Origin of the sequence: Paenibacillus sp. H1-7 (assembly GCF_022354825.1) — a bacterium.
GTDB lineage: Bacteria > Bacillota > Bacilli > Paenibacillales > NBRC-103111 > Paenibacillus_S.
In genome coordinates, this window is the sequence record NZ_CP031168.1 from 6123707 (window position 1) to 6135765 (window position 12059).

Annotated in this window: 11 protein-coding genes; 2 read left to right on the forward strand and 9 right to left on the reverse strand. The window is 51.3% G+C overall.

From position 1 onward, the window contains the following. Positions 1-29: 29 nt before the first annotated feature. The 3 genes from secF to DVH26_RS37180 all read right to left on the reverse strand — a co-directional run bounded on the left by secF (position 30) and on the right by DVH26_RS37180 (position 2809). Positions 30-941 (reverse strand): protein translocase subunit SecF, encoded by a 912-nt coding sequence (gene secF, locus DVH26_RS27070; protein ID WP_239627493.1) that lies wholly within the window; start codon positions 939-941, stop codon positions 30-32. Beyond that, positions 931-2157 (reverse strand): protein translocase subunit SecD, encoded by a 1227-nt coding sequence (gene secD / locus DVH26_RS27075; protein WP_239627496.1) that lies wholly within the window; start codon positions 2155-2157, stop codon positions 931-933. The genes secF and secD overlap by 11 nt, the downstream gene beginning before the upstream one ends. A 121-nt stretch (positions 2158-2278) precedes the next feature. Beyond that, the gene (locus tag DVH26_RS37180) at positions 2279-2809 is read right to left on the reverse strand and encodes a post-transcriptional regulator (RefSeq protein WP_345774015.1); all 531 of its coding nucleotides are present in this window, start codon (positions 2807-2809) and stop codon (positions 2279-2281) included. Positions 2810-2967: 158 nt separating this feature from the next. Here DVH26_RS37180 and spoVB point away from each other — a divergent pair, with 158 nt between their 5' ends. After that, a complete protein-coding gene (gene spoVB / locus DVH26_RS27085) occupies positions 2968-4536 on the forward strand; it encodes a stage V sporulation protein B (RefSeq protein ID WP_239627498.1) in 1569 nt (522 codons plus the stop codon). On the opposite strand, the gene DVH26_RS27090 is transcribed toward spoVB, so the two are convergent. Further along, a complete protein-coding gene (locus DVH26_RS27090; RefSeq protein ID WP_239627501.1) occupies positions 4537-5217 on the reverse strand; it encodes a DUF421 domain-containing protein in 681 nt (226 codons plus the stop codon). A gap of 117 nt (positions 5218-5334) precedes the next feature. Further along, positions 5335-6657 carry an SLC13 family permease gene (locus DVH26_RS27095; protein ID WP_239627503.1) on the reverse strand — a complete coding sequence of 441 codons (1323 nt, stop codon included), beginning with the start codon at positions 6655-6657 and terminating at the stop codon, positions 5335-5337. Between the two features lie 188 nt (positions 6658-6845). Between DVH26_RS27095 and DVH26_RS27100 the strand changes: the two genes are divergently transcribed. Beyond that, positions 6846-7205, forward strand: coding sequence for a TIGR04086 family membrane protein (locus DVH26_RS27100; RefSeq protein ID WP_239627506.1), 360 nt, complete (start codon positions 6846-6848; stop codon positions 7203-7205). A gap of 89 nt (positions 7206-7294) precedes the next feature. On the opposite strand, the gene yajC is transcribed toward DVH26_RS27100, so the two are convergent. From yajC to DVH26_RS27120, 4 genes are read right to left on the reverse strand one after another with little or no spacing between them, the layout of a single operon-like run. Further along, the gene (gene yajC / locus DVH26_RS27105) at positions 7295-7618 is read right to left on the reverse strand and encodes a preprotein translocase subunit YajC (protein ID WP_239627508.1); all 324 of its coding nucleotides are present in this window, start codon (positions 7616-7618) and stop codon (positions 7295-7297) included. Positions 7619-7659: 41 nt separating this feature from the next. Further along, the gene (gene tgt, locus DVH26_RS27110) at positions 7660-8802 is read right to left on the reverse strand and encodes a tRNA guanosine(34) transglycosylase Tgt (protein ID WP_239627510.1); all 1143 of its coding nucleotides are present in this window, start codon (positions 8800-8802) and stop codon (positions 7660-7662) included. A gap of 22 nt (positions 8803-8824) precedes the next feature. Continuing rightward, positions 8825-9868 (reverse strand): tRNA preQ1(34) S-adenosylmethionine ribosyltransferase-isomerase QueA, encoded by a 1044-nt coding sequence (gene queA / locus DVH26_RS27115; protein ID WP_239627513.1) that lies wholly within the window; start codon positions 9866-9868, stop codon positions 8825-8827. A gap of 7 nt (positions 9869-9875) precedes the next feature. Further along, positions 9876-12005, reverse strand: a complete 2130-nt coding sequence (locus DVH26_RS27120; RefSeq protein WP_239627515.1) for a SpoIID/LytB domain-containing protein — start codon at positions 12003-12005, stop codon at positions 9876-9878. Positions 12006-12059 lie beyond the last annotated feature (54 nt).

The following is a 12059-nucleotide window of genomic DNA, read 5'->3' on the forward strand; positions in this document are numbered from 1 at the left end:
CGCGGAAACGAATGTCTCGCGGCCAGCTATTATTCTTTTACTGCAGTTGCTCTTGCTTTAGAACCTAGTGATTTATTCTTCAACACATACCACAATGGCGTTGCGATACATATGGAGGAATAGGCACCGGACGTCAACCCGATGATTTTGGCCAAAGCGAACAGCTTGATCGATTCACTTCCGAAAATAAACAAGCATAGCGCCGCGATTAAAACGGTAATAACCGTATTAATATTCCGCGACATCGTCTGCCAAATACTTGCATTCAGCATGTTGGCAACGTCTTCGCTAGATTTAAGACGGGAGAAGCGCATGTTTTCGCGGACCCGGTCGAAAATAACGATCTTATCGTTGATCGAATAACCGATGGTGGTCAATACCGCGGCAAGGAATGGCAGGCTGACCTCCAGACGGAAGATCGCAAACATAGCAATAACGATAAATGCGTCATGCAAAATTGCAATAATAGCAGCCAACGCAAAACGCCATTCAAAGCGGAAGCTTACATATATACAAATCGCTACGCTTGCAATAGCAACGGCGATCATCCCCTTATATCCCATTTCCTTGGCAATATCGGGAGATACGGTGTTGACTTCCTGGGACACCTTGTCCCCGAAAGCCTCAACCATTTTCGCATTGACCAGCTTGATCTCGTCATCGGTCAATATCGTATCAAAACGTGCCGAGACATGATCGTTATTGCCGCTTATCGTCAAGACGGCCGGCTCCAATTTGGCATTATTGAATGCTTGCTCTACTTTTTCTTTGGTTACGGCTTGTCCCATATTAATATCGAGAGATGTCCCTGCTTTAAAATCGACACCGTAATTCAGGTTCATAGTAACCAGCACGATCAATCCGATCAACAGGATGGCGATGGAGGCGATAAAAAACTTATTACGGTTTTTAATGAAGTCAAAGTGATTTTTATAGTCCACGGATTTCCGACTCCTTTACACCGAAATAAGCAGATTTCTTAAACAAATTGCTCTTGATGATCAAATGAATGTACCAGCGGGATAGGAATACGTTCGTCAGTACGCTCAGAATAATACTCATAATCGTTGTCAATGCAAATCCGCGGATGGCTCCGTTACCGACATAATAAAGAACGGCGGCGGCGATCAGGTTCGTAATGTTGGCATCCATGATCGTGCGGAACGAATGCTTGGAGCCGGATTTCAAAGAGGAGAGCAGGCTCTTGCCGCTGCGGATTTCTTCCTTGATCCGTTCATAAGTAATGATGTTGGCGTCGACGGCCATACCGATACCCAGCACGAAGGCTGCAATACCCGGAAGTGTCAACGTAGCGTTCATCAGCCAGAATGCTCCCAGGAGCAAGAAGGTATAAGTGATCAGCGTAATCGCCGCGACAATACCTGGCAGACGGTAGAACGCCAGCATGAAAACAAGGATCAGTATCGCACCGATCAGGCCGGCTTGTACCGTTTGATGCAGAGACAGCTGTCCAAGCGATGCTCCTACTACCTGCGTATATTTCTCCGTAAGCTTCAACGGAAGCGCACCGAGGTTAATCGTATTTGCCAGATTCGTAGCTTCATCGAACGTGTAATTGCCGGAGATGCTAGCATTTCCGTCACTAATAACGTTGTTGACGATTGGCGCCGACAATTGAGTTTCGTCCAAGTAAATGGCCAGAGGCTGACCGAGCAGCTTCTCCGTTACTTTTTTAAACTTGTCTGCGTCCTTCACCTTGATGTTGATCATCGGACGATTTGCCTGGTCAAAGCCTACTTTCGCTCCGCCCTCGACGAAATCGCTTCCGAGCATTTCTTTCGTGCCGTCAGGGCCGCGGAAGGTCAGATCCGCAGGCTTCTTAATGATTTTGCGGACTTCTTCTTCGTTCTTTACATCCGCAAGGCGAACGCGAATACGGTCTTTGCCCTCTGTAGTAATCTCGGGCTCGGCAATACCTAGGCTATCGGCCCGTTTCATCAGGCTGTTAGCGGTTTGCTTCAACGAATCCATCGTGACGGGCTTGCCTGCTTCTACCGGCTCGGCCACGTACAATATTTCAAAACCACCCTTGAGATCCAAACCGAGTTTAATGTTCTGGACTAATCCCGGAGTGAAGAAGGCAATGCAGCCAAAGCTGATGACCACGACTGCCAAAAATGCGATAATCCGTTTCATGTCGTTAACGTTCTCCTTCCATACTCAATATTCCTATTATACCTACGTGTGAAAAACGAGTCAATTTGACGATGCTTCCAAACTATCGACAACGGCATTTAGAAAACAAACAACCCTTCCGTCATTGGAAAGGGTTGGTCTTATAGATGCTCATCGTCATCCAGTTCATGAATTGAGTTACCTTCAGCGACAAAATATCATTGACCACTTTGTACAGCGGCGGAGTACCCGTCTTCTGATACTTTTCGCTGACACATTCCCATATTTCCCTGCCCGTCACATGCTCATACCCGATCATTCGGAATTCATCCGCTTTGCTGTTGCACATCTCCTCTATCATCTCGTTCAGCTCTTGATCGGATAGCGGCTCAGCATACTCGGAAGGAGCGATCTCATCCTCGTTCTGAAGCTGGTCTTCGAATAATTCATCATCCCCCGGACGATCTCCCAGCCTATCTGTCTCGGCCGGATCCGCTGCAGCAAGCTCGACTGCCGCAGCCTGCTCGCTCTTCGCATCGTCCTCTAACGTTTCCCCTTCTTCCTCCGGATATGGATACTCTACAGGCTCCCCCGGCTCGGGCATTTCCGCTTTCTCCGCTTCCGTCAACGCTTCCGCCTGCTGCTGCTTTTTATCAAGCCCGTCTTGATCCACGTCCATCATCCTCCTGCAGTACAGCATCGTTTATACAATAATTCGCTGCGGTCCGCTTATTTCCTTCCCGGCAGCCCGTTCTATTCAGAAAAAATGTCTGACTTGGACAGGTTCAGCATATTCATTAAGTAAACCATAAGGGAGGAAGAACAATCCAAGTGACCAAACAATCGTTCATCCAAGGCACGCTCATTTTGCTTGCTGCCGGCATCATCAACCGCATCCTCGGCTTCATCCCCAGGATTACGCTTCCGCGCGTTATCGGAGCAGAAGGCATTGGGCTGTACCAGATGGGCTACCCGTTTCTTATCGTTATTTTGACGATAATAACGGGAGGCATTCCCATTGCCGTAGCCAAGCTTGTTGCAGAAGCCGAGGCAGCGGAAGACGAAGCCCGGATACGACGCATTTTCCGCTTGTCGCTTCTTCTGTCCATATCCCTTAGCACCGTGTTCACTCTGGTCAGCTTGCTTGCCGCGCGCTGGATATCCACCCATTTGCTTACCGATTCGCGGGTATATTATACGTTTCTTGTCATGACTCCGATCATTCTCATCGTCGGCATCGGCTCCGTCTATCGCGGTTATTTCCAGGGACGGCAAAATATGATCCCCACCGCGCTGTCGCAGGTCATCGAGACGCTGGTCCGAATCGTCACCGTTCTTGTATTTGCTTACCTCATGCTTCCTTACGGCCTCGAGTATGCCGCGGCAGGGGCAATGGCAGGCGTTCTTGTAGGGGAAATATCCGCATTGCTGGTTTTGTATATTATGTTTCGTACAAGCCGCACCCGTTCTCGCACCGTGCCTTTTACCGGTAATAAAGCTGCTGAAGCAACCGCAGGACCCTGGGAACATTTAAAGCAGCTGCTTAAGCTGGCTACACCCATTACCGGCAGCAAGCTGGTCGGTTCCTGCTCCTATTTCTTCGAGTCGATTATCACCGTAAGGAGCCTTGCCTCGGCCGGAGTAGCCACCAAACTCGCGACAGCGCAGTACGGAGCGCTCCAAGGGATGGTTATGCCTATTCTCATGCTGCCCAGCGCGCTAACCTATTCGTTGTCCGTGTCACTGGTTCCCTCTTTATCGGAAGCAGCTGCGCAAAATGACATGAAGACCATTCACTCCCGCCTTCATCAATCGCTGAGACTGGCATTGGTCACGGGTGCTCCGTTCGCGATGATCATGTTCGTGCTTGCCGAGCCGCTGTGCCAGTTGTTTTACGGCCAAAGCCAGGTCGCCTCAATGCTCAAAATGATGGCGCCCGTTGCCTTGTTTATTTATTTTCAGGCGCCTCTTCAAGCAACGCTGCAGGCATTGGAGAGACCCGGCAGCGCTTTGGTGAACACCTTGACCGGCTCGATCGTCAAGCTGTCGCTTATCTACTGGCTGGCGAGCAAGCCCGAATTCGGCATTCTCGGTGCGGTAATGGCGATTAATGTGAATATTATGCTCGTAACCATTTTGCATTGGCTCAGTGTGTCCAAGCTTCTCAAGTTTCATATGGAAATGCTCGACTTTGCCAAAGTCGGCATGGCCATGGCCGTATCGGGGCTCGCTAGCCACTTTATCATGTATACCGAATGGCTCTCTAATGAAACCGTACGCTTTTTCGTTTCCTGTTCGGCGGGTCTTCTGTTGTATTTGCTTAGCGCGGTTATGATGAGATTGATCGACCGCAACGATCTGCTGCGCTTGGTTTGGTTAAGTAAGAAATGGCTGAAGTGATTATCGTTTCCGGTCGATAAACCATTTCCCCCGATGATCGATCGTACAGAAGAACACCTCTTTAAAATCGTGAACGCCCTTCAATTGCAGCTCATTCTTCAGCCAAAACCGGGTTTTCCCCAGCTTCCCCAAGCTGTCATCCTGCACTTTTCCGTCCATGATGAGCGGTAACGGCAGTCCTTCATAGCGAATCGTAGCCTGTTGCTTGGCAGCAGGCTTCTTTGCCTCGTTTTCTTCCCTCTCTACGACGGTCAGCTTGCCCGAGGGCTCCAATATGGCAAATTCGACATCCGCGACGTCAACGACTTTATTTTGCCTTAGCTGCAGCAATAAATCGTCCAGATTGTACCTGTGCCGTTTCATGACATCCCGGTTCAGCTTGCCATTATGGATGACGACGGCCGGTCTTCCCTCAAACACGCGGCGGAGCTTTTCATTTTTCAAGGACAAGTAGGCGATAAACAGCTGCACCAGCACCAAAGTGAACATCGGAACAATGCCTTCCAGCAGCGGCTTATGTAAATCCTCGAGCACGAACACGGCAATTTCCGCAATCATGATCGATATAACCAGATCAAACAGCGACAGCTTGCCGATCTCGCGCTTTCCCATGATCCGGAGCGTCAGGAACACGATGAAATAGACAAGCAGGGTACGCAAAAAAAGAGCCAAAATCTCCATGGTCTCGCTATCCCCCCATCAGCTTTGCAAAGCGAAGTCAGGACGTTTCCATGGGTATTTTGACCTTTAGCCATTGCCGTCATGCAGTTTGATGAACTACGAATTGCTGGGAAATCCTTAATCGAAGTACATCAATACGATATATAGTGTTGATATAAGAAGCACCAGAAGGGTCAAGGGAACGGCTACCTTCACATATCGCTTCAACGAAAGCTCGTGCCCTTCCTTCAAAGCTAGTCCTGCTGCTACGAGGCTGGCTTGAGAACCTAGCCATGTCGCCATTCCCCCAAGGCTTGCCCCGATGGACAACGACCACCAAACCGGATTCAGCTGCCAGTAGGTGGTTATCTCCAATTGAATCCCCCATTGCTTGACCAAAGGAATCAACGAAGCAGCGACAATCGCTTGATCTACAACCGCGGAGCCGATTGCCGACACCCATAAAACCAGCAGCGCTAGTAGCATTGGATTTCCCGAGGTCAGCTCCATTCCTTTCAGCGCGATTGCTTCCATGATACCCGTATCCGCCAAGCCGCCGACCAGTATGAACAAGCCTGCCAGCCACCCCAGCGTCCCCCATTCCACCGAATGTCCTATTTCTACCAGATCCTCTTTCTTTCTGACGCTAATAAGAACTAGCACAAGCGCTCCCGCCAAAGCTATGAATCCTATCGGAATACGAAGCTGAAGCTGGAATAGGAATCCCAGCAGGGTCAATCCCCACACTGCGCAAGCTTTGACAAGCAAGGTTCGGTTGCTGAGAAAAGAGGACGCATCGAGAGCCATAAGCTCCGATATGTGTGCCGGATCCGGTTTCCATTCCTTGGCGTACAACCGATACAGCACAAGCACAATTACAGCAAAACAAAGGACGGAGAGAGGCGCGACATGAACCAAAAACCCGTTAAACGTCAGCCCGGCAGCCTGAGACGAGCCGATCATCATATTCGGGATAGAGCCGATCATCGTTGCCGATCCGCCTATCGTTCCGCTAGCCATGACCGTAACCAACAAGGAGAACGGATTCGCATTCAACCGTTTGGCCAATCGAATCGTCATCGGAATCATCACCATCATGGTCGTGACGGCATCCAGAGCCGCGGAGCCGACTGCCGCGATAACGGCCAAAGCCACGAGCAGCAGGAAGTACCTCCCTCCCGTTTTTTGCGCACAGCGTATCGTTATGTACTCATACAATCCCGTCTTGCCTGTGATGCCGGACAATACCATGATCCCTATCATTAGAAATATCGTTTGCCAGCCGATATGAGTCTGAACCACCTCGGTCCCGCTGACGAGTCCCAGCAACAGCATAAGCAATGCGCCGGCCCAGACGACCAGCAATCGATTGAAGAGTCCTGTAATCATCAATCCGAAACATACGATAAAAATAAGTGCTGCGGCGACAACCTGCCACAGGGCATGTGCAGAAACATCCATAAGTAAGTTACCATCCTTTCTATTCGTATCCTGTTGCTCCGTTGATTCATTTAATAGACAGGTGATATCGACGCATTCGACACGATCCTGCTGAATTCCTTTGTATGGCGTCCAGAACAACATGTACTATTTTTATGTACGTGCCCATACAATAATGATAGATAGCGTTGAAATGGAGGAGGTCGGCCATGAAACAGTCGCCTTTATTATCCGGATTACTATACTCCATGATTTTCATGCTGATAGGAACGTTCCTGATCTCTCTTTTGATGATGGCTACGAATTTGCAGGAAACATCGTTATTCGGTTATACGATGTCCGTACACGGAGTGGCTATGTTTATCGGGGGCATCGTTTCCGGCAAGCGGAGCGGTACAAGAGGCTGGTATCACGGAGGAATGCTGGGGATATTCTATTGTCTCATCGTGTGGATGATAGGATTTCTTGCTTATGATACAGGCCTATCGGTGGAAACCTTGTATTTGCTCGGACTGACCTTTGGCTCCGGCGCTCTGGGCGGGATACTGGGAATTAATATGAAGAAATAGAGAGCATACCGAAGGACATATCAATGAACGATTATCAGAACAAAAAAATGCGAGTCCATCCGGTGAAGGAGGCTCGCATTTTCCATTGCTTACTTCTTGTCTTCGCTTGCAGGGCTTGGCGTTACTGCATTGACAGCAGAGCGCTCGAACGTAAGCTTGGTTACATCATTGACACGCAAAATGACCGTATCGTCTGTAATTTCCAAGATCGTTCCGTGAAGTCCGCCGATCGTTACAACCTTGTCCCCTTTTTTCAAATTGCCCAACATCATGTTGCGGGTTTTTTGACGTTTTTGCTGAGGACGAATCAATAAGAAATACAATACTACAAACATCAATACCAATGGACCGTATGTATACAAATATCCTTCAATCCCGGCCGCTTGTGCCGGTTCGGCTGCCGCTAACCACATACCTTTTTCCCCCCTTTCCTTATACTATACGTTATATACGTTTAAAAACCTCTTCCGTTTTCATCCATACCGTATTTTTCGAAAAATTCATCACGGAAATCAAGAAGCCGGTCTTCCCGGATCGCTTGCCGCACTTGACGCATCAGCTCCAGCAGGAAGTGCAGGTTATGATACGTCGTAAGCCGGATTCCGAACGTTTCGTCCGCTTTGATCAAATGCCGTATATATGCGCGCGAGTAATTTTGGCAAGTATAGCAGGAGCATTCCGGATCCAGAGGCCCGAAATCTTCGGCAAACTTGGCGTTCCGGACTACAAGGCGTCCCGAGCTCGTCATGCATGTACCATTGCGAGCTATACGCGTCGGCAGAACGCAATCGAACATATCGATTCCGCGGATCGATCCTTCCACGAGAGCATCCGGCGATCCTACTCCCATTAAATAGCGCGGCTTATTGGCAGGCAGAATCGGAACCGTATAATTCAATACCTCATACATCAAATGCTTCGGCTCGCCTACGCTGAGTCCACCAATAGCATACCCCGGGAAATCCATGGAAGTCAACTCGGCAGCGCTCTGTTTGCGCAAATCCTCGTACATGCCTCCCTGAACGATCGCGAATAGCGCTTGATCCTGTGGACGGGCATGCGCCTGCAGGCAGCGTTCCGCCCAACGGGTGGTCCGCTCGAGCGATTGCTTGGCGTAGCTGTGCTCTGCGGGGAACGGAGGGCACTCGTCGAACGCCATCATAATATCGGAGCCGAGAGCATTCTGAATCTCTATCGATTTCTCGGGAGAGATGAACAGCTTGTCGCCGTTCAAGTGAGAGCGGAAAGCCACTCCCTCTTCCGTAATTTTTCTCATCTCGCTCAAGCTGAATACTTGAAAGCCGCCGCTGTCCGTCAAGATCGGGCGGTCCCAATTCATAAAGCGGTGAAGCCCGCCGGCCTTCTTCACAATCTCATGGCCGGGACGCAAGAACAAATGGTACGTATTGCTCAAAATAATATGAGCATCCATCTGCTTCAGCTCTTCCGGAGCCATCGTTTTCACCGTCGCTTGAGTACCTACCGGCATAAATGCGGGAGTCTCGATGACGCCGTGAGGCGTATGAACCCGACCGAGCCTTGCTCCGGATTGCTTACATGTTTTTATATGTTCATAAGTTACTGCTGCCAATGACATTCACTTCTTTCTATCCTGCTGATTAATAAATAAACATCGCATCGCCGAAGCTGAAAAACCGGTATTCCCGCTCCACAGCCTCCCGATAAGCCGCCATTACGTTCTCTCTGCCGGCCAACGCGCTGATCAGCATCAGCAAGGTCGACTTCGGCAAATGAAAATTCGTAAGCAGCGCATCGACGATTAGGAATTCAAATCCAGGAAAAATAAAAATATCCGTCCAGCCGCTGCAAGGCTGCAGCTTGCCAGGCTCTGCGCTCATCCGGGCAGCGGTTTCCAGCGTTCTTGCGGATGTCGTCCCGATAGCAACGACTCTGCGTCCATTCGCTTTCGCTCCGTTGATTAGCTGCGCGGCTTCTTCGCCGACTTCATAGTATTCCTCATGCATTTTGTGCGACTCGACGTCCTCAACCGCCACGGGACGGAATGTTCCGAGTCCGACATGAAGGGTTATATAGGCTAATTGTATACCTTTTTGTTCCAGCCTATTCAAATACTCCTGTGTAAAATGAAGCCCCGCCGTAGGAGCCGCAGCCGATCCTTCGTGCTTCGCATAGACGGTCTGGTAACGCTCGCGCTCCGGGAGCTGCTCCTTAATATAAGGAGGCAGCGGCATTTGGCCCAGCTTGTCCAGCAGCTCCGTAAAAATACCCTGGTAGGAAAAGCGGAGCACTCTTCCGCCCATATCGCTTTCTTCTTCAATGGTCGCAGTAAGAAGCGTACCGCCTTCCTCTCCAAAGAGGATGGTTGCGCCCTTCTTGAGGCGCTTGCCGGGTTTAACCAACGCCTCCCAGCGGTCCTCCTCCAGCTGCTTGAGCAGCAGCACCTCGGCTTTGGCGCCGGTGTCCGCCTTCACGCCAAAAAGCCGGGCTGGCAGCACCCGCGTATCGTTCAACACGAGTACATCCCCGGCTTCCAAATACTCGATCAATTGCTCAAACGTTTGATGGGCTATCGCTCCGGTCGATTTGTCCAGCGTCAGCAATCTGGACGAAGTCCGGTCTTTCAAAGGAGTTTGTGCGATCAGCGACTCCGGTAATTCGTAATCAAACCATTCTACCTGCATGTTTTCGTCATTCCTTGATTATCGAGACTCCTACGTAGTAGGTCTGCAATATTTTTTTGTAATCATAGCCTAATTCAGCGTAGCCTCGCGCACCCCATTGGGACATGCCCAAGCCGTGGCCGAAGCCTGTGCCTCTGAACACGAACCGGGATTCATTATCGGCTACCCAAGCTTTGCTATCGCCGTTCATAATATAAAGCTCGGAAGGCGCCGTCGCGGGCTTCTCGCTTCCTGCCGCAACAGTAACGGGCGAGGATGAGGAAGATTGGGTACGCAATGTACCATCCGCTCCCAGTATAGTATACCTTCCTGTTTCTTCAATTTCAAACCGGGTGCTCGGCAGCCCGTTAAATACCGTACGCAGAGCGTCCGGATTCGCCGGCTTCATCACTTGCCCGTTCGCTTTCATCTCGGTAACTCTGCCGGATTCGCCCCGTTTGGATATTTCCAATTGGTTGAGTGCGCCTGCAATAGGCTTGGCCAATACGGCATTGATCTTCTCCCTCAATTTATCGCCGTCAAAAGGACCGCGAATCCAGGAGTATGCGTTCGACTCAATCTCCTGTCCGAACACGATGAACCGGTCTCCGATATCGACCTTGAAACCGGCAGGATTGGCGGCATTGTCTACATAAGGCGCCGGCCGAACGGCTACACCCGTTCCCGTCGACTCATAGTAAGGGAACCCGGCCGCATTCTTTTGCCCCGTGTCACGGGCATAGGAAGAATGAATGTATCCGGAATTGCCGTTAGGAAGCACGATCCGATACCATACCGCCTTGCCCTTTTGCGCACCGTCGTCAGGGCTCGGCACGCTCTTCAGGTAATCCACCTTATTGCCCCAAACCTCGGTCGATTCCGCGGTTTTCCCGCCGGCGTTGGAATAAAATAACGGGGAGATCAGCCCGTTCTTATCGGCCAGCACTTCTCCGGCCGTGGCTTGGACAGCCGATAAAGCTGCCGGAAATTCGGCTCCCGCCCCGTAATAAGCCTGATCCACCGTGGAATCCGATGCATGGGCGATTTGATATTTAAGCCCCTGCTTCAGAGCGTACGTCCGCGCTGCAACCGCCTGAGCCTTCAGCGCCTCGAGCGGCCAATCCTTGTTCAGCTCGGAGCTGATGACAGAGGCCACATATTGCTCGAAGGGAACTTCATTGATAACGGCAAGCTTGCCGTTGCTCTGCGTTACCTCCAGCACGCCGCGATAAGCCCGTTCGGATCGCTCCTTCACCGTAACCGGTTCGGCAGCCTCACCCGAGCTCACGGTCAGTTTGGCGCTGCTGCCGCCGACCATAAAGTGCGGAATCGCGGCATTGCTCCCGCCCGAAGCATCCAGCTGCGCTCGCTTCAACACGTACGATGCCGTCGTCCCGACAGGCTGCTGCGCGGCCCCCGGCAATACCGCCGCAAGCTGCTGCTTCGCCGTCGCAAGCTCCGTAGCATCTGAAGCTGACGCCACCAATACGGCGTAAGCGGGAGCGCCGGCCGCCGCGTCCATATACGCGACCTCGGCCTCCAGCCCGGCCGCACGAATTGCAGCCGCCTGCTGAGCGGCTTCCGCCTCCGTAGCGTAGACGCCCGCATTCAAGTGAAGCGGTCCGTGCACGGCAGGCGTAGAGCCTTTCAAGAGCCCGCTTACTGCGGGCATTGCGGATACTTTGGCCATGGCGGCCGCAGCGGCTTCCTTGGATGCATAAGGCCCAAGCTGTACCTGAAACATCATCACGGTACCGGCCTGCTGGAAAATAACCGGATCCTCGTTGACCGCGGTCAGCTTGTCCGCAATCGCTTTCGCCTGTGCAGCATCGACACCCTCCCATAAGGATATGCGATAGCCGTCCAACGAAACGGCGGCAGCAGCTTTGTCCGCTAAGGCAAACGCCGTCTTGCCGGCTCCTTGAGCGCCCGCCAGCTTGAACTCCAAGCCTTTGGCGGATGACAGCGTGGCGAACGATGTGTTCACGCTGTATTTGCCCGTATCGATAAATAAAGCGACCCGAATCTTATCCATCTTAGGCACGGCTGCATACGCCTGCTCTGCAGGCCAAACCGCCGCCGTCAGGCTGGAACTGAATACACAAACGCTTAAAACCAATGGCTGGATGCAGCCAAGTGAAAGCCGAAGCCTCCTCATATCCGGCATTCCCCTCTCTCTAGTTGATGAGCTCGCTATTCTCTCACTGCGATC

What these genes read in the sequence shown, in the direction of transcription:
- DVH26_RS27120 (WP_239627515.1), bottom strand. Translation starts at nt 12,005, where the DNA reads ATGAGGAGGCTTCGGCTTTCACTTGGCTGCATCCAGCCATTGGTTTTA.
- secD (WP_239627496.1), bottom strand. Translation starts at nt 2,157, where the DNA reads ATGAAACGGATTATCGCATTTTTGGCAGTCGTGGTCATCAGCTTTGGC.
- queA (WP_239627513.1), bottom strand. Translation starts at nt 9,868, where the DNA reads ATGCAGGTAGAATGGTTTGATTACGAATTACCGGAGTCGCTGATCGCA.
- DVH26_RS27090 (WP_239627501.1), bottom strand. Translation starts at nt 5,217, where the DNA reads ATGGAGATTTTGGCTCTTTTTTTGCGTACCCTGCTTGTCTATTTCATC.
- DVH26_RS27095 (WP_239627503.1), bottom strand. Translation starts at nt 6,657, where the DNA reads ATGGATGTTTCTGCACATGCCCTGTGGCAGGTTGTCGCCGCAGCACTT.
- tgt (WP_239627510.1), bottom strand. Translation starts at nt 8,802, where the DNA reads ATGTCATTGGCAGCAGTAACTTATGAACATATAAAAACATGTAAGCAA.
- yajC (WP_239627508.1), bottom strand. Translation starts at nt 7,618, where the DNA reads ATGTGGTTAGCGGCAGCCGAACCGGCACAAGCGGCCGGGATTGAAGGA.
- DVH26_RS27100 (WP_239627506.1), top strand. Translation starts at nt 6,846, where the DNA reads ATGAAACAGTCGCCTTTATTATCCGGATTACTATACTCCATGATTTTC.